Annotated in this window: 17 protein-coding genes and 1 pseudogene; 10 read left to right on the top strand and 8 right to left on the bottom strand. The window is 64.9% G+C overall.

Translation table 11 applies throughout. The features are described from left to right. Nucleotides 1-30: 30 nt before the first annotated feature. From ACVIYL_RS38570 to ACVIYL_RS38560, 3 genes and pseudogenes are all read right to left on the bottom strand, one after another. Complete coding sequence (locus ACVIYL_RS38570; RefSeq protein WP_253609401.1) at nt 31-909, bottom strand: LysR family transcriptional regulator; 879 nt, start codon at nt 907-909, stop codon at nt 31-33. 98 nt (nt 910-1007) lie between these two features. After that, nucleotides 1008-1978: pseudogene (locus ACVIYL_RS38565) on the bottom strand (response regulator). Continuing rightward, nucleotides 1968-5336, bottom strand: a complete 3369-nt coding sequence (locus tag ACVIYL_RS38560; protein ID WP_456781005.1) for a hybrid sensor histidine kinase/response regulator — start codon at nt 5334-5336, stop codon at nt 1968-1970. Before ACVIYL_RS38560 ends, ACVIYL_RS38565 begins: the two are co-directional and overlap by 11 nt. Nucleotides 5337-5505: 169 nt before the next feature. Here ACVIYL_RS38560 and urtA point away from each other — a divergent pair, with 169 nt between their 5' ends. The 7 genes from urtA (at nt 5506) to ACVIYL_RS38525 (ending at nt 12197) form a co-directional block, all read left to right on the top strand. Further along, the gene (gene urtA / locus ACVIYL_RS38555; protein WP_057015907.1) at nt 5506-6768 is read left to right on the top strand and encodes an urea ABC transporter substrate-binding protein; all 1263 of its coding nucleotides are present in this window, start codon (nt 5506-5508) and stop codon (nt 6766-6768) included. A gap of 171 nt (nt 6769-6939) precedes the next feature. Continuing rightward, nucleotides 6940-7866 carry an urea ABC transporter permease subunit UrtB gene (urtB, locus tag ACVIYL_RS38550; protein WP_076833517.1) on the top strand — a complete coding sequence of 309 codons (927 nt, stop codon included), beginning with the start codon at nt 6940-6942 and terminating at the stop codon, nt 7864-7866. A gap of 17 nt (nt 7867-7883) precedes the next feature. Next, a complete protein-coding gene (gene urtC, locus ACVIYL_RS38545) occupies nt 7884-9020 on the top strand; it encodes an urea ABC transporter permease subunit UrtC (protein WP_092079986.1) in 1137 nt (378 codons plus the stop codon). 12 nt (nt 9021-9032) lie between these two features. Beyond that, nucleotides 9033-9788 carry an urea ABC transporter ATP-binding protein UrtD gene (gene urtD / locus ACVIYL_RS38540; protein WP_057015909.1) on the top strand — a complete coding sequence of 252 codons (756 nt, stop codon included), beginning with the start codon at nt 9033-9035 and terminating at the stop codon, nt 9786-9788. Between the two features lie 12 nt (nt 9789-9800). After that, nucleotides 9801-10490 carry an urea ABC transporter ATP-binding subunit UrtE gene (gene urtE, locus ACVIYL_RS38535; RefSeq protein WP_253609398.1) on the top strand — a complete coding sequence of 230 codons (690 nt, stop codon included), beginning with the start codon at nt 9801-9803 and terminating at the stop codon, nt 10488-10490. 28 nt (nt 10491-10518) lie between these two features. Continuing rightward, nucleotides 10519-11748, top strand: coding sequence for a formamidase (gene fmdA, locus ACVIYL_RS38530; RefSeq protein WP_253609397.1), 1230 nt, complete (start codon nt 10519-10521; stop codon nt 11746-11748). Nucleotides 11749-11849: 101 nt separating this feature from the next. Further along, the gene (locus tag ACVIYL_RS38525) at nt 11850-12197 is read left to right on the top strand and encodes an FmdB family zinc ribbon protein (RefSeq protein ID WP_253609396.1); all 348 of its coding nucleotides are present in this window, start codon (nt 11850-11852) and stop codon (nt 12195-12197) included. A gap of 143 nt (nt 12198-12340) precedes the next feature. Here ACVIYL_RS38525 and ACVIYL_RS38520 read toward each other — a convergent pair whose 3' ends face one another. The 5 genes from ACVIYL_RS38520 to ACVIYL_RS38500 all read right to left on the bottom strand — a co-directional run bounded on the left by ACVIYL_RS38520 (nt 12341) and on the right by ACVIYL_RS38500 (nt 17151). Continuing rightward, entirely contained in the window at nt 12341-13126 is a 786-nt protein-coding gene (locus ACVIYL_RS38520; protein ID WP_253609395.1) for an ABC transporter ATP-binding protein, read from the bottom strand. Beyond that, nucleotides 13123-13896, bottom strand: coding sequence for an ABC transporter permease (locus ACVIYL_RS38515; protein WP_018270830.1), 774 nt, complete (start codon nt 13894-13896; stop codon nt 13123-13125). The genes ACVIYL_RS38520 and ACVIYL_RS38515 overlap by 4 nt, the downstream gene beginning before the upstream one ends. A 78-nt stretch (nt 13897-13974) precedes the next feature. Next, a complete protein-coding gene (locus tag ACVIYL_RS38510) occupies nt 13975-14919 on the bottom strand; it encodes an ABC transporter substrate-binding protein (RefSeq protein ID WP_253609393.1) in 945 nt (314 codons plus the stop codon). A gap of 133 nt (nt 14920-15052) precedes the next feature. Next, complete coding sequence (gene hutC, locus ACVIYL_RS38505) at nt 15053-15796, bottom strand: histidine utilization repressor (protein WP_253609392.1); 744 nt, start codon at nt 15794-15796, stop codon at nt 15053-15055. Further along, on the bottom strand, nt 15793-17151 hold the full coding sequence (locus ACVIYL_RS38500) for a formimidoylglutamate deiminase (protein ID WP_253609391.1): 1359 nt from the start codon (nt 17149-17151) through the stop codon (nt 15793-15795). The genes hutC and ACVIYL_RS38500 overlap by 4 nt, the downstream gene beginning before the upstream one ends. 85 nt (nt 17152-17236) lie before the next feature. On the opposite strand from ACVIYL_RS38500, the gene hutI reads away from it, so the two are divergent. Genes hutI through hutU form a run of 3 tightly spaced genes read left to right on the top strand, consistent with a single transcriptional unit; the run spans nt 17237 to nt 21702 of the window. Beyond that, the gene (hutI, locus tag ACVIYL_RS38495) at nt 17237-18451 is read left to right on the top strand and encodes an imidazolonepropionase (protein WP_456781004.1); all 1215 of its coding nucleotides are present in this window, start codon (nt 17237-17239) and stop codon (nt 18449-18451) included. Further along, on the top strand, nt 18448-20007 hold the full coding sequence (hutH, locus tag ACVIYL_RS38490) for a histidine ammonia-lyase (protein WP_456781003.1): 1560 nt from the start codon (nt 18448-18450) through the stop codon (nt 20005-20007). The genes hutI and hutH overlap by 4 nt, the downstream gene beginning before the upstream one ends. A 27-nt stretch (nt 20008-20034) precedes the next feature. Further along, nucleotides 20035-21702 carry a urocanate hydratase gene (gene hutU / locus ACVIYL_RS38485; RefSeq protein WP_253609387.1) on the top strand — a complete coding sequence of 556 codons (1668 nt, stop codon included), beginning with the start codon at nt 20035-20037 and terminating at the stop codon, nt 21700-21702. Nucleotides 21703-21910 lie beyond the last annotated feature (208 nt).

The raw sequence follows: 21910 nt of genomic DNA, 5'->3' as shown, positions 1-21910 counted from the left end.
CATCGACCGCTTCAAGCCACCGATGACGCGTCATGCATTGAAGCTGCGCTCGAAGAAGCTCACGAATGCGCGTGCCTTGGCGGTCGCTGCACGTCCGGTCGGAAGCACGGCCCAGAGATCGAGGGCTGGGAGGCTCCAATCCCGCAGGACCGCGCGCACGATGCCCGATTTGAGCTCCGGGGTGAACATCCATTCCGATGCGATCGCGAGCCCAGCATCGGCGAGCACCGCAGCACGGACGCCTTCGGCTGCGGTCACCCGCAATCGGCTCCGCACGGTGACGGCCAATTCGGTACTTTCACGTTGAAAGGACCACACGCTGCCCTCGCGAAGATAGACGACGGCCTGATGCCGGCTCAATTCGCTTGGTGTCGACGGCGTGCCGGCGCGGTCGAAATAGGCAGGCGTGCCCAGCACGAAGCGCTGGCATCGCGCGATACGGCGCACGGTCAGCGTCGAATCCGTCATCTTGCCCATCCGAAGCGCGACATCGATGCCCTCCTGGACGAGGTCGATCTGGCGGTCATCGAGCACGACCTCGAGCTCCAGATCGGGATGCTGCGCGAGAAACCTCGGCAGCATCGGAATGAGATGGATGCGTGCGAAGGTGACGGCCGCACAGACCCGCAATCGGCCCTTGAGGCCGGCCCCGGCGCCACGCGCCGCCAATTCGGCTTCCGCAGCCTCTTCCAGCGCGCGTCGGGCACGCTCGAGATAGCCAAGCCCCGCTTCCGTCGGCGTGAGGCCATGGGTCGAGCGGGTCAGCAGCTTGACCCCGAGAAACTCCTCGAGCTGCGCGACCGATTTCGAGACCGCCGGCTGGCCCACGCGAAGCTGCCGCGCTGCGCCGGAGAACGAGCCGGTCTCGACCACCCGCACGAATGTCTCCATCGCCGCCAGACGATCCATGCATATTCTCCGCGGGAATGAACGTGTCAGCCTATCCTGTCACGGTCTGGCGCGATTGGCCATGTCAGGACGCGTCCCGGGGCAGTGGAGGCAGCAGGCTAGGATTTGCGATGCCTTGCGTTGACCGCGATCGCGGCGGCGGCGGTGCGGTTCTCGACCCCGAGCTTGGCGTAGATCTGCTCGAGGTGCTTGTCGACGGTGCGCGGGCTGAGGCCGAGGATCTGCGCGATGTCGCGGTTGGTCTTGCCCTTGGAGAGCCAGGACAGCACCTCGCCCTCCCGGGTGGTCAGGCCGAGCTCGCTGGAGAACTCGGCCGGCATGTCGCCGCTGGTGTCCTTGGCGAGCCGCAGCAGGAATTCGTTCGGGCCGAGCTTGCCCATATATTGTAGCCGAAGCTGCTCGTTGCCGGGGAACGACGCCATGGTCGCGGTCTTCGATCCGGTCTTGCCTTTCTGCGCCTGCTCGAGCCATTGCGGCATCGGATCCGGCAGCACGAAATTGTCGGCGGCGTCGGCGAGCGTATCCGACAGCAGGCGCTGTGCCTGCGGCGTCGCCCACAGCAGCGCGCCGGCGTTGTTCACGGCGAGCAGATAGCGGCCGGAGACGTCGAGCGCCGCGCGCGCGCTTTGCGTCATCCGCGCATTGGCGAGATGGACCCGGATGCGCGCCAGCATCTCCTCGACCACGATCGGCTTCGTCACATAGTCGACGCCGCCGGCCTCCAGCCCGCGCACGATGTGCTCGGTTTCGGCGAGACCCGTCATGAAGATGATCGGCACGCCGTCGAGCCCGGCATCGCGCTTCAGCCGCTTGCAGGTCTCGAAACCATCCATGCCGGGCATCACGGCATCGAGCAGCAGGTCTCGAAACCATCCATGCCGGGCATCACGGCATCGAGCAGCACGATATCGGGCGTGATCTGTTCGACGATGCGCATCGCGGAGGCGCCGTCAAGCGCGACCATCACGGTCATGCCGGCGCCGTCGAGCGCATCGGTGAGCAGGCGCAACGTCTCCGGAGAGTCGTCGACGACGAGCGCGACGTCGCGCTTCTTCTGTTCAATGGTCATAGCTGTGCAATGTCTTCAACGTCGCCATATATTGATCGAGATCGAACCGGTCGATCAGCGTGCGCATCTGGCCGACGAAATCGGCATGTTCGGGACACTCATTGCCGATCTCGTCGAGCTTGAGCTGGATCGCCCTGACATAGCCGAGCTGGCCGAGGCTGATCAGCTCTTCGACATATTTCACCGGCGGCCGCGAACCGCTCTCGGGCTTCCATTGCGGAGGCGCGGCCGGCTCGGCCTCATACTGCCACTCGATCTTGAGCAACTGGCGGATGGTCTCGAGCAGCCGCGGGATGTCGATCGGCTTCATCAGGTAGCCGTCATGGAATGGTTGCGCGAGCGGCGCGCCATGGGCCTCGAGCGCGCTCGCCGAGATCATCAGGATCCGCGCCTGGTGATGGCCTTCGGAGCGCAGGGTTTCGGCGACCGTCCAGCCGTCCATGCCCGCCATCGAGATGTCGAGCAGGAACAGGTCCGGCCGGCAATGCTGTGCGAGGGCAAGGCAGCCCGGTCCGTCCGGCGCGCTGAGCAGGATGAAGCCGAGCGGCGTCAGGATCTCGCGCAGGAGGTCGCGGTGGGTCGGGTCGTCGTCGGTGATCAGGATGGTCCTGCGCGGACCGTGATAGCCGTACACGGGAGCATCGACCGGCGCATCGCGCCGCGGATTGGTGACCTCCGACAGCAGCAGCTTGACGCGGAAGGTGCTGCCGGTGCCGACCGTGCTCAAAACCTTGATGTCGCCGCCCATCACACCCGCGAGCAGGCGGCTGATGGTCAGGCCAAGCCCGGTGCCGGTCTGCGGCTGGGTGACGCCGAGTGCGCCGCGCTCGAACGGCGCGAAGATCCGCTCGAGGTCGTCGGGCTGGATGCCCGGCCCGGTATCGATCACCTCGAACTCGGCAACCGGGCTGCGGTAATGCACCACGAACTGCACCTGGCCGGATTGCGTGAACTTGATCGCGTTCGACAGCAGGTTAATCAGGATCTGCCGCAGCCGCTTCTCGTCGGCATAGACCACGACGGGCAGCACGGCCGGCCGTTTGAACACGAAGTCGATGCCTTTCGCTGCGGCTTGCAGGCGGAACATGCCGACCAGCTGCTCGAGGAAATCGTTCAGCCGCACTTCGTCGCGCGACAGGTAGAGCCGGCCGGCCTCGATCTTGGAGATATCGAGGATGCCGTCGATCAGCCCAGACAGATGATCGGCGCTGCGGCGGACGACGCGCACTTGCTCGCGCGGCCGCACCTGCAGGCTATCGTCCTGCTCCAGCAATTGCGCGTAGCCGGAGATCGCATTCAGCGGCGAGCGCAGCTCGTGGCTGAGGCCCACGACGTACCGGCTCTTGGCGAGATTGGCTGACTCGGCGACTTCCTTGGCGCGCTGCAGTTCGGCATCGGTGCGCTTGTGGGCGTCGATCTCCTGGATCAGCAGCGTGGTCTGCCGCCGCGTTTCCGCTTCCGCGGCGCGCCGGCTCTGTTGCGCCAGCACGAACAGCCAGGCGACGACGCCGATGATCAGGGTCAGCGCAAAGAACACCTTCCAGAGCACGTCGGCCAGCAATTCGTTGGCATGCACGGCTGCCGTGGTCTGCAGGTAGATCAGGCCGAGCACCAGCGCCACGAGGCCGGCCGAGACGGCGAACACGCCGAGGTAATGCCCGAGCTGTGAATTGATGCGGGCGTAGATCGGCTGCGGCATCACCTTGCCCAGCGCGTCCGAGACCTGTGCGCCGATCCGGCCATGCGGCTTGCAGAGGTCATGGCAGCGTGCGTCGAGCGAGCAGCACAGTGAGCAGATCGGGCCGGCATAGGCCGGGCAGGAGGCCATGTCCTCGGGCTCGAACGCATGCTCGCAGATACAGCACTGGATCGATTCAATGTTCTGCCAGCTCCGCTTCGGCTTGCGGGCGATGTAGTACTTGCCGTCGGTGGCCCAGGCGATCAGGGGAGCCGTGACGAACGCGACCGCAAGCGCAACGAAGGCCGACAGCGCCTTCGCGGTCGGGCCGAACAGGCCGTAGAACGCGCTGATCGAGACCACGGTGGCGATCGTCATCGCGCCGACGCCGACCGGATTGATATCGCAGAGATGGGCGCGCTTGAACTCGATGTGCTGCGGCCGCAGGCCGAGCGGCTTGTTGACGACGAGATCGGCCACCAGCGCGCCGACCCAGGCGATCGCGACGTTGGAGTAGAGCGCGAGCGTCTGCTCCAGCGCCTTGTAGACGCCGATCTCCATCAGCAGCAGCGCGACGACGACATTGAACACCAGCCACACCACGCGGCCGGGATGCGAGTGGGTGAGGCGGGAGAAGAAATTCGACCAGGCGATCGAGCCGGCATAGGCGTTGGTGACGTTGATCTTGACCTGCGACAGGATCACGAACGTCCCGGTCAGCGCCATTGCCAGATCCGGCTGCGACAGCACGTAGCGGAACGCTTCGAGATACATGTTGGCCGGCTCGGCCGCGTGCTCGGCCGAGACGCCGTGGCTGAGCGCGAAGAAGGCCAGGAACGAACCGGCCAGTAGCTTGAGCGCGCCGAGCACGATCCAGCCGGGACCGGCGCTCAGCAGCGCGATCCACCAGGCCTTGCGCGAGGTGCGGCGGTCGCGCGGCAGAAAGCGCAGGAAGTCGACCTGCTCGCCGATCTGCGCCACCAGCGCGAACACGACGGAGGCGGCGGTGCCGAACAGCAGCAGGTCGAGATTCCCTGCGGGATCGCCGTGATCGCCGGCGAATTTGCGCCACTCGGTGAAGGAATGCGGATTGGCCCAGGCGATCGCCGCGAACGGCATGATGTGGAGGATGATCCACAGCGGCTGGGTCCAGAGCTGGAAGCGGCTGATCAGCGTGATGCCGTAGATAACCAGCGGAATGATCACGACTGCGCTGATCAAATAGCCGATCGGCCGCGGGATGCCGAAGCACATGTCGAGCGCGCTGGCCAGGATCACCGCCTCGATCGCGAAGAAGATGAAGGTGAAGGAGGCGTAGATCAGCGAGGTGATGGTCGAGCCGATATAGCCGAAGCCGGCGCCGCGGGTCAGCAGGTCGATGTCGATGCCGCTTTTCGCGGCATGGTAGGCGATCGGCAGCCCGCAGAGGAAGATGATGACGCTGACGACCAGGATCGCGGCGGAGGCATTCATCGCGCCATAGTTCAGCGTGATGGTGCCGCCGATCGCCTCCAGCGCGAGGAAGGAGATCGCGCCGAGCGCGGTGTTGGCGACGCGGGCGGCGGACCAGCGCCGCGCGCTCTTGGCGGTGAAGCGCAGCGCGTAGTCTTCCAGCGTCTGGTTGGCGACCCATTGATTGTACTGGCGCCTGACGCGGTCTATCCGCTGCCGCCCTGCCACTCGTTTGAACTCCTGGTCCACGATGCGCTGATCGCGGGCAAATCCCGTACCAAAAACCTACGTCGCTATTTTGCGGTGCAGTATACGCGATCTCACGTATCAGTGCGCTGCACAAAAGTGAGCAATCCTCGCCTGATCAATAAGCGTTCTCGAACCAGATGGGGTGCTCATGTCAGACGAACCAAAACCAGGCCTGAAGTCTCCGCTCCGGCGCAAGCTCTTGATGGGAATGGCGGCATTGCCGGCCGTTTCGATGCTGGGCCGTCCGGCATTTGCCGACGTTCCTGCAACCTCTGCGGTCAACACCACGGGTCTTGCAGTCACCGATAGCGAAGTCACGGTCGGCATCCTGCATTCCGTCACCGGCACCATGGCGATCTCCGAGACCGGGTCGGTCGAGGCCGAGAAGCTCGCGATCGAGCAGATCAATGCCGCCGGCGGCGTGCTCGGCCGCAAGATCAAGTTCATCCAGGAAGACGGCGCCAGCGACTGGCCGACCTTCGCGGAAAAGGCCAAGAAGCTGCTGGTCAACGACAAATGCGCGGCCGTGATGGGCTGTTGGACCTCGGCCTCGCGCAAGGCGGTGCTGCCGGTGTTCGAGCAGTACAACGGCATGCTGTACTACCCGACCTTCTATGAAGGCCTCGAGCAGTCCAAGAACGTGATCTACACGGGGCAGGAGGCGACCCAGCAGATCATCGCCGGTCTCGACTGGGTCAACAAGACCAAGGGCGCCAAGAGCTTCTACCTGCTCGGCTCGGACTACATCTGGCCGCGCACCTCGAACAAGATCGCGCGCAAGCACATCGAGAACCATCTGCAAGGCTGCAAAGTGGTCGGCGAGGAATACTTCCCGCTCGGCTCGACCCAGTTCAACTCGGTCATCAACAAGATCAAGCTGACCAAGCCGGACGTGATCTACGCGATCATCGTCGGCGGCTCCAACGTCGCATTCTACAAGCAGCTCAAGGCGGCCGGCATCGACTTGTCCAAGCAGACGCTGCTCACGATCTCGGTCACCGAGGACGAGATCGACGGCATCGGCGGCGAGAACATTGCCGGCGCCTATGCCTGCATGAAGTACTTCCAGTCGCTCGACAATCCGAACAACAAGGCCTTCGTGCCCGCGTTCAAGAAAATGTGGGGCGAGAAGACCGTGATCGGAGACGTCACCCAGGCTGCATATCTCGGCCCGTGGCTGTGGAAGTTGACGGTGGAGAAGGCCGGCTCCTTCGACATCGACAAGGTGGCGGCGGCGTCGCCCGGCGTCGAGTTCAAGGGCGCGCCGGAAGGTTACGTCCGGATCCACGAGAACCATCACCTCTGGTCGAAGACCCGCGTCGGACGCGCCAAGGCCGATGGCCAGTATGAGCTGATCTACGAGACCGCCGATCTCGTCGAGCCGGATCCGTTCCCCAAGGGCTACCAGTGAGCCAGTAGCCCTCATGAGCGGGGCGATATGCGGGACCGTCCCGGGTATCGCACCCGCTCACCCGGGCTACGAAGCTCCACAACGCATCGTGGCGTGGACGTCATCGTCCACGCCACGGAACGAGCGTCGCTTGACCGGCGGCGCGTGCCCCTTGGAATGACGGAGGACCAGATGTTCGGCGACTATTCGATCAGCGATCTCGGCGCCATCCTTGCGATGCAGGGATTTGCCGGGCTCATCCTGTTCTCCGTCTATGTGCTGATGGCGCTGGGGCTTGCCATCATCTTCGGCCAGATGGGCGTCATCAACATGGCCCATGGCGAGTTCATGATCCTGGGGGCGTACGTCACCTGGATGACGTCGAACGCCGTGCAGCACGTCGCGCCCTGGCTGTTCCCCGGTTACTTCTTCATCGCAATGATCCTCGCGTTCATTGCGTCAGGCGCGCTCGGCATGCTGGTCGAGTGGGCGCTGATACGCCATCTCTACAAGCGTCCGCTCGACACGCTGCTGGCGACCTGGGGCCTCAGCCTGATCCTGCAGCAGGCCTATCGTTCGGTCTTCGGCGCGCGCGAGGTCGGCGTCGAACTGCCGGAATGGATGATGGGCTCCTGGCAGGCGACCGACTCCATCCAGATTCCGATCAACGGCATGTTCGTGATGGCGCTGACCATCCTGATCACGATCGCGGTCGCCTATGTGCTGTTCTGGTCAAGCTGGGGCAAGCAGGTACGCGCCGTGGTGCAGAACCGCGTGATGGCGGGCGCCGTCGGCATCAACACCGAGAAGGTCGATCGTTACACCTTTGGCCTCGGCTGCGGCATCGCCGGGATCGCCGGCTCGGCCTTCACCATGATCGGCTCGACCGGACCGACCGCCGGCCAGCTCTACATCGTCGACACCTTCCTGGTCGTCGTGTTCGGCGGTGCGGCTTCGCTGTTCGGCACCATCGCCTCCGCCTTCTCGATCTCGCAGACCCAATCGACGCTGGAATTCTTCCTGTCCGGATCGATGGCCAAGGTGATCACGCTGCTGACGATCGTCGCGATCCTGATGGTGCGTCCGCAGGGGCTCTTCGCGCTCAAGGTCCGCAAATAAGAACAAGCAGGCTGGTCATGATCATCAACTCGCGCTTTTTCAATCGCTCCGAACTGCTCGGCTTCCTTGCGCTCGCGGTGCTGTTGTTTCTCGTCCTGCCGCTGTCGCTGGATATCTTCCGCCTCAACCTCGTCGCCAAATATTTGACCTACGCCTTCGTCGGGATCGGCCTCGTGCTGTGCTGGGGCTATGGCGGCATCCTGAGCCTGGGGCAGGGCGTGTTCTTCGGCCTCGGCGGCTACTGCATGGCGATGTACCTCAAGCTCGAGGCGTCGTCGGTCGCGAACACCAAGATCCAGTCGACGCCGGGCATCCCCGACTTCATGGACTGGAACCAGCTCACCTCGCTGCCTTTCTTCTGGAAGCCGTTCCACAGCTTCCCGGTCACGCTGCTTGCGATCTTGCTGGTTCCCGCGGTCTTCGCGCTGATCATCGGTGCCGCGATGTTCAAGCGCCGGGTCGGCGGCGTGTACTTTGCCATCATCACGCAAGCGATCGCCGCGATCCTCACTATCCTGATTGTCGGGCAGCAAGGCTACACCGGCGGCATCAACGGCATTACCGACTTGCGCACGCTGCACGGCTGGGACATCCGCACCGATCACGCCAAGTTCATTCTGTATTTCGTCGAGGTTGTGCTGCTGTTCGGCTGCATCTGCGTCGCGCAGTTCATCCGCCTGACAAAACTCGGGCGCATCCTGGTGGCAATGCGGGAGCAGGAGGATCGCGTGCGCTTCTCCGGTTACAGCGTCGCCAACTTCAAGATCTTCGCGTTCTGCGCCGCGGCGGTGTTTGCTGCGATCGGCGGCGCCATGTTCACGCTCGAGGTCGGCTTCATGTCGCCATCCTTCGTCGGCATCGTGCCGTCGATCGAGATGGTGATCTACACCGCGGTCGGCGGCCGGATGTCGATCTTCGGCGCGGTCTGGGGCGCCCTCCTGGTCAATTTCGCCAAGACCAGCCTCTCAGAGTCCTTCCCGCAGCTCTGGCTGTTCGGCCTCGGCGCGCTGTTCATCGCTGTCGTACTCGCATTCCCGAACGGGCTCTCCGGCATCTGGGCGGACCACGTCCAGCCGCGCATCGATCGCCTGCTGGCATCACGCAAATCGAAATCGGCGGCCGGCCTGATCGCCGACGGCGCACCGGCCGAGTGAGGAGGGATCATCATGCTCGTCGGCCATCAGCCCAAGGACTTCCTGCTCGCGGTCTCCGGTCTCACTGTGTCCTTCGACGGCTTCAAGGCGGTGAACGATCTCTCCTTCTATGTCGAGGAGAACGAGATCCGCGTCATCATCGGCCCGAACGGCGCCGGCAAGACCACGGTGCTCGACCTGATCTGCGGCAAGACCAGGGCGACGTCAGGCTCGATCCAGTTCCGTGGCCAGGAGCTGACCAGGTTGCGCGAGAACGAGATCGTGCAGGCCGGGGTGGGACGCAAGTTCCAGACGCCGTCGGTGTTCGAGGATCTCACCGTGTTCGAGAACCTCGAGATTTCCTTCCCGCGCGGCCGCACCGTGTTCGGCTCGTTGACCTTCCAGCGCGACGATACCGTCAGGCAGCGGGTCGAGGAGGTCGCCGAGATGATCTTCCTGAAGGACAAGCTCAATACTTATGCCGACCAGTTGAGCCATGGCCAGAAGCAGTGGCTCGAGATCGGCATGCTGCTGATCCAGGACCCGGACCTCCTAATGCTCGACGAGCCGGTCGCCGGCATGAGCGTGTCCGAGCGCGCCAAGACGGCCGAGCTGCTCAACCGCATCATCAAGGACCGTTCGGTGCTGGTGATCGAGCACGACATGAAGTTCGTCGAGGACATCGCGCACAAGGTCACGGTGCTGCACCAGGGACAGATCCTGTCCGAGGGGACGATGGAGCACGTCAAGAACGATCCGAAAGTCATCGAAGTGTATTTGGGCCACTGAGGAACTGGGACGATGCTGGCAATCAATGATCTTCACGTCGCCTACGGCCAGAGCGAGGTGCTGCACGGCCTCAACGTCTCGGTGGCACCCAACGAGATCGTCGCGATCATGGGCCGCAACGGCATGGGCAAGACCACGCTGATGAAGTCGCTGATGGGCATCCTGCCGGCCAAGAGCGGCAAGGTGACCATGGACGGCACCGAGCTCGGCGCGATGAAGAGCTACGAGCGGGTCGCGAAGGGGCTCGCCTATGTGCCGCAGGGTCGCATGATCTTCTCCACGATGACGGTGAAGGAGAACATCGAGACCGGGCTCGTGGTGTCAGGCGGCTCCGAGGTACCGGGCGACATCTATAAGCTGTTTCCGGTGCTGCTCGAGATGAAGGGCCGCCGCGGCGGCAATCTCTCGGGTGGACAGCAGCAGCAGCTCGCGATCGCCCGCGCGCTGGCGACCAAGCCGAAGGTGCTGCTGCTGGACGAGCCGACCGAAGGCATCCAGCCGTCGATCATCAAGGACATGGCGCGCACCCTGAAGCGGATCCGCGACGAGCGCGGGCTGTCGATCGTGGTCTCCGAACAGGTCCTGAGCTTCGCGCTCGACATCGCCGACCGCGTGCTCGTCATCGAGAACGGCGAGATCGTCCGCGACGATCCGCGCGCCAGCGTCGATGCCGCGCAGATCTCGAAATATCTGTCTGTGTAACCACCAGTAAACGAAGGGGAGCAATGCGATGCCAGATACACTGATCAAGGTCGATCTCAGCAAGTCGGCCTATGAAAACGACAAGATCCATAACCGCTGGCATCCGGAGGTTCCGATCGTCGAGTGGGTCAGCCCCGGCGACGACTTCATCATCGAGACCGTCGACTGGACCGGCGGCTTCATCAAGAACAACGATTCAGCCGACGACGTGCGCGATATCGATCTGTCGATCGTGCACTTCCTGTCCGGCCCGATCGGCGTCAAGGGCGCCGAGCCCGGCGATCTCCTCGTCGTCGACCTGCTCGACGTTGGTCCGTTGAAGGAGAGCCTGTGGGGCTTCAATGGCTTCTTCTCCAAGCAGAATGGCGGCGGCTTCCTCACCGACCATTTCCCGCTGGCACAGAAGTCGATCTGGGACATCAAGGGCCTCTACACCTCGTCGCGGCACATTCCCGGCGTGAACTTCGCCGGCTTGATCCATCCCGGCCTGATCGGCTGTCTGCCCGACGCCAAGATGCTTGCCGCATGGAACGCACGCGAAGCGGAACTGATCGCGACCAACCCGACCCGCGTGCCGGGCCTCGCCAACCCGCCGTTCGCGCCGACCGCCCATGCGGGCCGGGCCAAGGGCGACGTCAAGGCCAAGATCGGCCTCGAGGGCGCCCGCACCGTGCCGCCGCGCGAGCATGGCGGCAATTGCGACATCAAGGATCTGTCGCGCGGCTCGAAGATCTACTTCCCGGTTTATGTGCCGGGCGGCGGGCTCTCGATGGGCGATCTGCATTTCAGCCAGGGCGACGGCGAGATCACCTTCTGCGGCGCCATTGAAATGGCCGGCTGGCTGCACATCAAGGTCGATGTCATCAAGGACGGCGTCTCGAAATACGGTATCAAGAACCCCGTGTTCAAGCCGTCGCCGATCACGCCGAACTACAAGGACTATCTGATCTTCGAAGGCATCTCGGTCGACGAGGCCGGCAAGCAGCACTATCTCGACGTCCACATCGCCTATCGCCAGGCCTGCCTGAACGCGATCGAATATCTGAAGAAGTTCGGCTACTCCGGCGCCCAGGCCTACTCGATCCTCGGCACCGCGCCGTGCCAGGGCCACATCTCCGGCGTCGTCGACGTGCCGAATGCCTGTGCCACGCTGTGGCTGCCGACGGAGATCTTCGACTTCGACGTCATGCCGTCGTCGGCGGGACCGATCAAGCACATCAAGGGCGACGTGCAGATGCCGATCTCACCGGACAAGTGATCCTTTAGGTGATCCCTGCGCGAAGGGTGCGGGACGGCTGCGTATCGGCCGCCCCGCATCCATCGCCGAATGTCACGCACGACTGCGCAAGGATTAAGGAAATGCCGATCTACGAATATCTCTGCAACGACTGCGGCCCGTTCACCGACATGCGGCCGATGGCGGAATGCGACCTGCCGCAGGACTGCCCGCAATGCGAGGCGACGTCGCTGCGCGTGATCCTCACCGCGCCGGCGTTCTTCTGCATGCCCTCGGACAAGCGCAAGGCGCACGCCACCAATGAGCAGAGCCGGCACGCGCCGAAGACGCTCGATCAATATAAGGCCGCGCACGGCCCGGGCTGCGGCTGCTGCTCGACGGGAAGGAAGAAGCCGGCACGGCTGATGACCAAGACCAAGAGCGGCGCCAAGGGGTTTCCCACCGCGCGTCCCTGGATGATCAGCCACTGACAGCGCAGCCAATCGTCGGCTTTCCTCAACTGGCGCTGCTTCGTCATGGCCGGGCTTGTCCCGGCCATCCACATCTTTCTTGTCCGATTGAAGCAAAGACGTGGATGCCCGGCACAGGCCGGGCATGACGGAGAAACAGGCTCTCAGGCCTGTTCGGCGACCTTCAGGGCCTCGGTGCGGATCTCTTCCACCAGCCGCTCCTTCAGGGCGACGAATTCGGGCGTGGTCTTGATCTTGTAGGACCGGGGATGCGGCAGGTCGACCGCGATCTCGGCCTTGATGCGGCCGGGCCGCGCGCTCATGACGATGACGCGGCTGCCGAGGAAGATCGCTTCCTCGATGTCGTGGGTGACGAACAGCACCGTCTTCTGGTCGCGCTCCCAGATGCCGAGCAGCATCTCCTGCATCAGTGCCCGCGTCTGGTTGTCGAGCGCGCCGAACGGCTCGTCGAGCAGCAGGATCTTCGGATCGTTGGCCAGTGCCCGGGCGATCGCGGTGCGCTGCTGCATGCCGCCTGACAGCTGCTTGGGCCAGTGATTTTCGAAGCCCGACAGCCCGACCCGGCGAATGAACGCGTCGGCGATCTCATGGCGTTCTTCTTGCGCAACGCCGCGCTCGCGCAGGCCGAATGCGATATTCTCCCGCACCGTCAGCCAGGGGAACAGAGTGTAGGACTGGAACACCATGCCACGGTCGGCGCCGGGGCCGGTGACCTCGCGCCCGTCGAGCGTGACCCGTCCGCTGGTCGGCCGGTCGAGCCCGGCGATGATCCGGAGCAGGGTGGATTTCCCGCATCCGGAGGGGCCGAGGATGGTGACGAAGTCGTTGTCGCCGACGTCGAGCGTGGTCGGCTCAAGCGCTCTCGTCGGCGCGTTGCCGGCACGAGCGGGGAAGGTTCGCGAGACCTGATCGATCCTGAGCGCGGTCATGCGAGCTTCCAGGGGAACAGCCAGGCGTTGAAGGCCTTGAACAGGAAATCGGAGATCAGGCCGATCAGCCCGATCACGATGATGCCGAAGATGATCTGGCCGGTGTTGAGCAGCGCCTGGCTGTCGGTGATCATGTGCCCGATGCCGGATGACGAGCCGATCAGCTCGGCTACGATGACGTAGGTCCAGGCCCAGCCCAGCACCAGCCGGAGGATTTCAGCGATCTCGGGCGCAGCGGAGGGCAGCAGCACGCGGCGGATGATGCCGCGGTCGCGGGCGCCGAGCGTATAGGCGGCCTCCACCAGGTCGCGCCTTGTGGCACCGACGGTGACGGCCACCATCAGGATGATCTGAAACACCGCGCCGATGAAGATCACAAGCAGCTTCTGCAACTCACCGATGCCCGCCCACAGGATCAGCAGCGGGATGAAGGCGGATGCCGGCAGATAGCGCGCAAAGGACACAAACGGCTCGAGAAAGGCCTCGATTGGCTTGTAGGCTCCCATCAAAACGCCGAGCGGCACCGCGATGACGGCAGCAAGCACAAACCCGCCGATCACGCGCCAGATCGTCATCCCGATGTCGAACAGAAAGCCCTGCTTGGCGAGCAGCTCATAGCCTTCCTGCACCATGGTGAGCGGGTTGGCGAGGAAGGTCTTCGACACGTGGCCGCCGAACGTTGCCCAGGACCAGAGGGCGACGAACAGCACGAAGAAGGCGAGGCCATAGGCCACGCGCTGCTTCGATGTCGTGGGCTCGAGAGGACGCATCAGATGATCCGGGCGTAGCTTATGCGCCGGTCCCGCCCGCTGTGTCGCGATGCGGGACCGGTGGAAAGGGTTGCTGCGTTACTTGATGAAGCTGGCGTCGTAGATGTCCTCGACCTTCGGCGCGGCCTTGATGATGCCGACCTCGAGCAGCAACTCAGCGGCGTCCTTGTTGAAGGTGAGGAAGTCGCCGGCGAAGAATTTCTGGTTGGCGGCCTTGTCCTGCCAGCGCAGGTACTTTGCCGAGTTGCCGAACTGCTCGCCGGTCTGCTTCACGTCAGCGCCCATGATCTCGTAGGACTTGGCCTGGTCCTTGGCGATCATGTCGAGCGCCTCGAAATAGCTGTTGGCCAGCGCCTGCGCAGCTTTCGGATTGTCGGTCAGGAATTTCGGCGTGCAGCCGAAGGTATCCATCACGATCGGGTAGTCGAGCGTGGTCGCGATGATCTTGCCCTTGTCGGGAGCGGCGCGCACGGTCGACAGATAGGGTTCGTAGGTCATCGCGGCATCGTTCTGGCCGGAGACGAAGGCCTGCGCCGCGGCGGCGGGCTCCAGATTCACCACGGTGACGTCCTTCACCGTGAGGCCGTTCTTCTTCAGCATCCAGGCCAGCGCGAAATAGGGCGAGGTACCCGGCGCCGATGCCGCGACGGTCTTGCCCTTGAGGTCCTTGATCGCGGCGACGTCGTTGCGCACGGCCATGCCGTCGGCACCATAGCTCTTGTCGAGCTGGAAGATCTGCTTGGTCGCGACGCCGTTGGCGTTCCAGGAGATCCAAGTCTCGACCGTGGTGGCCGCGCACTGGATGTCGCCCGACGCAATCGCGAGATGGCGGTCCTTTTGCGGAATCTTCTTCAAGGTCACGTCGAGGCCGTTCTTCTTGAAGATGCCGGCCTCCTTGGCGAGCGTCAGCGGCGCGAAGCCGGTCCATCCGGAGATGCCGATGCCGACCTTGACGTCATCCGCAAACGCGCCCGTGGACGCGAGCAAGACTGCGATTGCGGGCAATAGCTTGAAGGAACGCATGATTGTCGACCCCTTGAACGATGGATTGAACCCAGTTGATGTCTTACGTCAGTCGCGGCGGATTGCCGCATGAAGCATGTCGGCGGACGATGGCCCATGATGCATTGCATGAAATATGCCGCGCAAGGCGTCCTCAGCCTCCCTTGAAGCGAGCCACCAGGCGATGCGTCTCGCCTGGATAATGCAGCCGCACCGCCGTCACCGTGCGTGCGCTGCGCCAGGTGTAGCGGTCGATCACGAGGCAGGGCGCGCCGACCGCGATGTCGAGCGCCTTTGCCGTGCGGTCGTCGGCGACGACGGCGCTGATCGTATGCTCGGCTTCGGTCCACGGCACGTGGTGCAGCAGCCATGATCCCGGCGGTTCGCGGGCGAAGTCCGCGGTTGCAGCTTCCGGGACCGTGGAGAGATCGATCAGTCTGTCCTCGACGGCGAACGGCACATTGTCGGCGCTGTGCCGGCAGGCGATCGCGACGACCTTGCCGGCCGTGCTGACGCCGAGCCGGGCGCGATCGGCCGATGTCGCGGTACGGCGCCGGCAATCGATCAGCTGATAGCCATAGCTGCGGCCTAGCGCGGTGATCTCGGCGCGGATGTCGGCGATCTTGAGCACCGCCGACAGATGCTGCGGACGGCGCACGAAGCTGCCGGCACGGCGCCGCCGCTCGATCAAATCGGCCTGCGCCAGTTCCGACAACGCCTTGTTCACCGTCATGCGCGAGCAGCGATAGCGCGCCATCAGCTGGTGTTCGAAGGGGATGCGATGCCCGGGCGGCCATTCGCCGGTCAGGATCCGCGTCTCGATGTCGAGCCGGATGCGCTTGTAGAGTGTCGGCTTGTTCGCCGCGCCGGGCTTGGCCTGGTCGGAGGCGAGACTCATGCGACGAGCCTCCGCACGCTCGCATTGAACCGCTCGCGCGCCTTGTCGCGCAGCCGGTGCCGTCCGCCCGCGACCACCTTGTCGCCGCCGGCCCAGACGCAGTCGATCGCGTCGCTGCCGGTTGCAAACAGCCAGCCGTCGAGAACCGCATCGCCCGACCGTCCCGCGAGGGACGGATGCGCGGTGTCGAGGCTGACGATGTCGGCGCGCGCGCCGGGCGCAAGCCCGGCCTTGGTCTGTGCCAGAGCCTGCGCGCCGCCAGCGAGCGTCTGGTCGAACAGGGCGCGGCCGGTGGATGTGCCGGGACGCCCCGAGAGCACATTGCGCTCGCGGTGTTTCAGCCGCTGACCGTATTCGAGCTGGCGCAGTTCGTCGGCGACGCCGACCAGCACATTGGAATCGGTTCCGATGCCGAACCGGCCGCCCGCGGCGAGGAATTCGCGCGCCGAGAAGATGCCGTCGCCGAGACTTGCTTCGGTGACGGGGCAAAGGCCGGCAACCGCGCCGCTGCCGGCGAGTGCATTGACTTCCTGCTCCGTCATGTGGGTCGCGTGAATGAGGCACCAGCGTCGATCGACGGGCGCATGTTCGAGCAGCCATTGCACCGGCCGCTGTCCTGACCAGGCAAGGCAATCCTCCACCTCGCGCACCTGTTCGGCGGCGTGGATGTGGATCGGGTCCGCCCCGGCAAGCGGGATGATCGCCGCCAGCTCATCCGGCGCCACGGCGCGCAGGCTATGCGGAGCGATGCCGATGTTGGCGCCGGGAAGTTTTCGGATTGCCTCGCGCGAGGCGGCCATCAGCGCGGCGAACTGATCGACCGAGCAGATGAAGCGACGTTGCCCGGCATGCGGTGCGGCGCCGCCGAACGTGCTGTGAGCATAGAAACTCGGCAGCAGCGTGAGCCCGATGCCGGAGGCGTCGGCGGCCTCCGCGATGCGTACGGCCATCTCGGCGAGATTGGCGTAGGGCGCGCCGTCCCGATCATGATGCAGATAGTGAAACTCGCCGATACGGGTAAAGCCCCGCTCGAGCATCTCGACATAGAGCAGGGTGGCGACGGCTGTGACGTCGTCCGGCGTCATGGTCAGCGCGAACCGATACATCGTCTCACGCCAGGTCCAGAACGTATCGGTCGTGTCGCCGCGCAGTTCGGCAAGGCCGGCCATGCCGCGCTGAAACGCGTGACTGTGCAGGCTCGCCAATCCCGGAACCGCCATTTGGTGACGTTCGTCGCCGGCGCTGGGCGCAACGCCCGCCGTCACCGAGGCGATCGCGCCATCGACAACGACGACCTGCACGTCATTGGCCCAGCCCGAAGGCAGCAGCGCGAATGCGAAATGCAGTCGTGTCATTTTTCCACGCCGGCTGGACAGAACCCGGACACGATTATATGTCTAGACATATAAGTCAAGCATCCCACCTCGAGGGGACGATCGCATGGCAGAGCGCTTCGACCGTATCTGGCACAACGCCCGGCTCGCCACGATGCGCAGCGACCGCACTGATCTCGGCGAGATCGAGCGAGGCCTGATCGCGGCGCGCGACGGCCGCATCGTCTATGCCGGCGTGCCGTCGGACTTTCCTGTGGATGCGGACGCCGTTGAACGGATCGATTGTGCCGGCCGCTGGATCACGCCCGGGCTGGTCGATTGCCACACCCATCTCGTCTTCGGCGGCAACCGCGCGCACGAGTTCGAGCTGCGCCTGAAGGGCGCGAGCTATGAGGAGATCGCGCGCGCCGGCGGCGGCATCGTCTCGACCGTTGCGGCGACGCGCAAGGCGACCGAGGCGGAGCTCGTCGCCGGCGCGCTGCCGCGGCTCGACGCGCTGATCGGCGAGGGCGCAACCACGGTCGAGATCAAGTCCGGCTATGGCCTCAATACCGAGACCGAGATGCGGCAGCTTGCGGCGGCACGCAGCCTTGCCCGCCTGCGGCAAGTTGCGATCCGCACGTCGTTCCTCGGAGCGCATGCGCTGCCGTTGGAGGCCAACGGCGACAAGGACGGTTACATCGATCTGGTCTGCAACGAGATGCTGCCGGCCGTGGCCAAGGCCGGCCTCGCCGATGCCGTCGACGGCTTCATGGAGGGGATCGCGTTTTCCGGAGAGCAGACGGCACGGGTGTTCGAGGCGGCGCGTGCGCTCGGACTGCCGGTCAAGCTGCATGCGGATCAGCTGTCCAATCTCGGCGGCGCGGCGCTGGCCGCGAAATTCTCGGCGCTCTCGGCCGATCATCTCGAGCGCACCGACGAAGCCGGCGCGGTGGCGATGGCGAAGGCCGGCACCGTCGCGGTCCTGCTGCCCGGCGCGTTCTATTTCATTCGTGAAACGCACAAGCCGCCGGTCGAGCTGTTCCGTAGCCACGGTGTGAACATGGCGCTGGCGACCGATTGCAATCCCGGCAGTTCGCCGCTCACCTCGCTCCTGCTGGCGATGAACATGGGCGCAACGCTGTTCCGGATGACGGTCGCCGAATGCCTCACAGGGGTGACGCGGGAAGGGGCGCGCGCGCTCGGCATGCTCGCCGAGACCGGTACGTTAGAGGCCGGCAAGTGGTGCGATCTGGCGATCTGGGACATCGAGCGTCCGGCCGAACTGGTCTACCGCATCGGCTTCAACCCGCTGCACAGCCGGGTGTGGAGGGGGCAATGAGCGATCGGGATGCGCCTGTCGTCGTGACGCCCGGAACCGTCGGCCTCGACGTCCTGGTGCGCGTGCTCGCGGGCGCGCCCATCATGCTCGATCTATCGTGCTGGCCGCGCGTCGAGGCGGCCGCGCAAATCGTGGCGAAGGCGGCGCATATCGACGTTCCCGTCTACGGCATCAATACCGGTTTCGGGAAGCTGGCATCGACGCGCATCGCGCCCGACCAGACTGCGCTGCTTCAGCGCAACCTCATCTTGTCGCATTGCTGCGGAGTCGGTCCGAACACGCCCGAGCCGATCGTGCGTTTGATGATGGCGTTGAAAGTGATTTCGCTCGGTCGCGGTGCATCTGGCGTGCGCCGCGAAGTGATCGAGCAGTTGCATGGTATGCTGGCGCGCGGCGTTTATCCGTTGGTGCCGCAGCAGGGCTCGGTCGGTGCCTCCGGCGATCTGGCGCCGCTCGCTCATATGACCGCGGTCATGATCGGGGAGGGACAGGCAATTCTTGATGGCAAAGCCGTGCCGGGCCGCGAAGCGCTTGCCGCCGCCGGCCTCGCGCCGCTGACGCTCGGTCCCAAGGAGGGGCTCGCGCTGATCAACGGCACGCAGTTTTCCTCCGCCTACGCCATCTCCGGCCTGCTGCGTGCGCATCGCCTGGCGTGCGCCGCGCTGGTGACCGGCGCGCTGTCGGTCGATGCGGCGATGGCGTCGACGGTGCCGTTTCGTCCCGAGATTCAATCTTTGCGTGGCCATGACGGGCAGATCGCTGCGGCCGCCGCCCTGACCGCGCTGCTTGACGGCAGCGATATCAGGCAATCGCATCTCGAGGGCGACGAGCGCGTGCAGGATCCCTATTGCCTGCGCTGCCAGCCGCAGGTTGCGGGCGCCGTGCTCGACCTGCTTGCGCAGGCCGCCCGCGGGCTGACCGTTGAGGCCAATGCCGTCACCGACAATCCACTCGTCCTGGTCGAGACCGGCGAGATCGTGTCAGGCGGCAATTTCCACGCCGAGCCGGTGGCGTTCGCCGCCGACCAGATCGCGCTGGCGCTTTCGGAGATCGGGGCGACCAGCGAGCGCCGGATCGCGACCCTCGTCGATCCCGCCTTGAACTTCGGCCTGCCGCCGTTCCTGACGCCCGAGCCCGGCATCAACTCCGGATTCATGATCGCCGAGGTGACGGCGGCGGCGCTCTATGCCGAGAACAAGCAGCGCGCGATGCCATGCTCGATCGATTCCACGCCGACCAGCGCCAATCAGGAGGATCACGTCTCGATGGCCGCACATGCCGCGCGCCGGCTGTCCGATATGGCCGACAATCTCGCCGCCATCCTCGGCATCGAGCTGCTGGTCGCCGCGCAGGGCATCACGCTGCGCGCGCCGCATTCAACGAGCGCGCCGCTCGCTGCGGTCATTGCCGCGCTCCGAGAGCAGGTTCCGGCGCTCGCCGCCGACCGCTACATGGCTGACGATCTCGCCAGGGCGGCCGCTCTGATCGAAGCCGACGCGCTGCCCGCCGCTGCGATCGCGGTGCTTCCGACCGATCCATTTCCAAGACTGACTTAGAAGACTTGCTTAGCAGGAACATCCGTCATGAACCGCCGACTGGATAACGAACGCATCATCCGTGCTCCCCGCGGCACCGACATCAGCGCCAAGAGCTGGCTGACGGAAGCACCGCTGCGCATGCTGATGAACAATCTGGACCCTGATGTCGCCGAGCGCCCGAGCGAGCTCGTGGTCTATGGCGGCATCGGCCGTGCGGCGCGCGACTGGGAGAGCTTTGATCGGATTGCCGCGTCCTTGCGCAAGCTCGAAGGCGACCAGACCCTGCTGGTGCAGTCCGGCAAGCCGGTCGGCATTTTCCGGACCCATGCCGACGCGCCGCGCGTGCTGATCGCGAATTCCAACCTGGTGCCGCATTGGGCAACGCTCGATCATTTCAACGAGCTCGACCGCCAGGGCCTGATGATGTTCGGCCAGATGACGGCAGGCTCCTGGATCTATATCGGCAGCCAGGGCATCGTGCAGGGGACCTACGAGACGTTCGTCGAGGTCGGCCGCCGGCACTATGGCGGCAGTCTCGCCGGCAAATGGATCCTGACGGCGGGCCTCGGCGGCATGGGCGGTGCCCAGCCGCTGGCCGCGACGATGGCCGGCGCCTCGATGCTCGCGGTCGAATGCCAGCCGAGCCGCATCGAGATGCGGCTGCGGACGGGCTACCTCGACCGCCAGGCGGCGACGCTCGATGACGCGCTCGCGATCATTGCTGAGGCGGTCAAGAGCCAGAAGCCGGTGTCGGTCGGCTTGCTCGGCAATGCGGCCGAGATCTTTCCCGAACTGGTGCGCCGCGGCGTGCGCCCGGACATCGTTACCGACCAGACCAGCGCGCATGATCCGATCAACGGCTATTTGCCCAAGGGATGGACGCTCGCAGATTGGGAAGCCAAACGCGCGGCCGATCCGAAGGCCGTTGAGACAGCGGCCAAGACCTCGATGGTCGATCACGTCCAGGCCATGCTGGATTTTCACGCGCAGGGAATCCCGACGCTCGATTACGGCAACAACATCCGCCAGATGGCCAAGGACATGGGCCTGAAGCAGGCGTTCGATTTCCCGGGATTCGTTCCGGCCTATATCCGTCCGCTGTTCTGCCGCGGCGTCGGACCGTTCCGCTGGGCGGCGCTGTCGGGCGATCCCGAGGACATCTTCAAGACCGATGCCAAGGTTAAGGAGCTGATGCCCAACGACAGCCACCTGCACAACTGGCTCGACATGGCCAAGGCGCGCATCAAGTTTCAGGGACTGCCGGCGCGAATTTGCTGGGTCGGGCTTGGCGACCGCCATCGGCTTGGCCTTGCCTTCAACGAGATGGTGGCGCGCAGCGAGCTCAAGGCGCCGATTGTGATCGGCCGCGATCATCTCGACAGCGGCTCGGTGGCGAGCCCGAACCGCGAGACCGAGGCGATGCGCGACGGCTCCGACGCGGTGTCCGACTGGCCGCTGCTCAACGCCTTGCTCAACTGCGCGAGCGGTGCCACCTGGGTGTCGCTGCATCACGGTGGCGGCGTCGGCATCGGCTATTCGCAGCACGCCGGCATGGTGATCGTCGCTGACGGCACGCCGGAGGCGGCGCGCCGACTGGAGCGTGTGCTGTGGAACGACCCGGCGACGGGCGTCATGCGCCACGCCGACGCCGGCTATGACACGGCGATCGAATGCGCGCGCGCCAACGGGCTCGATCTGCCCAGCCTGCGCTGATGGGACCTCCTCGATCGGGAGTTGCGGCATCTCCCGACCGGGGCGCAGCTTAACGAGCAATCCCGTTGCAGCTCTCAACCTTCCGGTTGATGTACGCGAGGTGACCGGCCGGACATGCCTTGATACGGGAAATCGGCGGTGCAGCTACCGGAGATAGGTGGTCCGTGGAGCGCTGCGCCTGTGACCCGTCGCGGGTGACACATTAGTC

Source organism: Bradyrhizobium sp. USDA 3315 (genome assembly GCF_054056795.1).
The sequence above is the reverse complement of the archived record's forward strand: the minus strand, read 5'-3'. Positions and strand labels throughout refer to the sequence as shown.

Excerpts from the sequence above, each read along its gene's own strand:
- ACVIYL_RS38570 (WP_253609401.1), bottom strand. The coding sequence starts at position 909 with ATGGATCGTCTGGCGGCGATGGAGACATTCGTGCGGGTGGTCGAGACC.
- urtA (WP_057015907.1), top strand. The coding sequence starts at position 5,506 with ATGTCAGACGAACCAAAACCAGGCCTGAAGTCTCCGCTCCGGCGCAAG.
- urtB (WP_076833517.1), top strand. The coding sequence starts at position 6,940 with ATGTTCGGCGACTATTCGATCAGCGATCTCGGCGCCATCCTTGCGATG.
- urtC (WP_092079986.1), top strand. The coding sequence starts at position 7,884 with ATGATCATCAACTCGCGCTTTTTCAATCGCTCCGAACTGCTCGGCTTC.
- urtD (WP_057015909.1), top strand. The coding sequence starts at position 9,033 with ATGCTCGTCGGCCATCAGCCCAAGGACTTCCTGCTCGCGGTCTCCGGT.
- urtE (WP_253609398.1), top strand. The coding sequence starts at position 9,801 with ATGCTGGCAATCAATGATCTTCACGTCGCCTACGGCCAGAGCGAGGTG.
- fmdA (WP_253609397.1), top strand. The coding sequence starts at position 10,519 with ATGCCAGATACACTGATCAAGGTCGATCTCAGCAAGTCGGCCTATGAA.
- ACVIYL_RS38525 (WP_253609396.1), top strand. The coding sequence starts at position 11,850 with ATGCCGATCTACGAATATCTCTGCAACGACTGCGGCCCGTTCACCGAC.
- ACVIYL_RS38520 (WP_253609395.1), bottom strand. The coding sequence starts at position 13,126 with ATGACCGCGCTCAGGATCGATCAGGTCTCGCGAACCTTCCCCGCTCGT.
- ACVIYL_RS38515 (WP_018270830.1), bottom strand. The coding sequence starts at position 13,896 with ATGCGTCCTCTCGAGCCCACGACATCGAAGCAGCGCGTGGCCTATGGC.
- ACVIYL_RS38510 (WP_253609393.1), bottom strand. The coding sequence starts at position 14,919 with ATGCGTTCCTTCAAGCTATTGCCCGCAATCGCAGTCTTGCTCGCGTCC.
- hutC (WP_253609392.1), bottom strand. The coding sequence starts at position 15,796 with ATGAGTCTCGCCTCCGACCAGGCCAAGCCCGGCGCGGCGAACAAGCCG.
- ACVIYL_RS38500 (WP_253609391.1), bottom strand. The coding sequence starts at position 17,151 with ATGACACGACTGCATTTCGCATTCGCGCTGCTGCCTTCGGGCTGGGCC.
- hutI (WP_456781004.1), top strand. The coding sequence starts at position 17,237 with ATGGCAGAGCGCTTCGACCGTATCTGGCACAACGCCCGGCTCGCCACG.
- hutH (WP_456781003.1), top strand. The coding sequence starts at position 18,448 with ATGAGCGATCGGGATGCGCCTGTCGTCGTGACGCCCGGAACCGTCGGC.
- hutU (WP_253609387.1), top strand. The coding sequence starts at position 20,035 with ATGAACCGCCGACTGGATAACGAACGCATCATCCGTGCTCCCCGCGGC.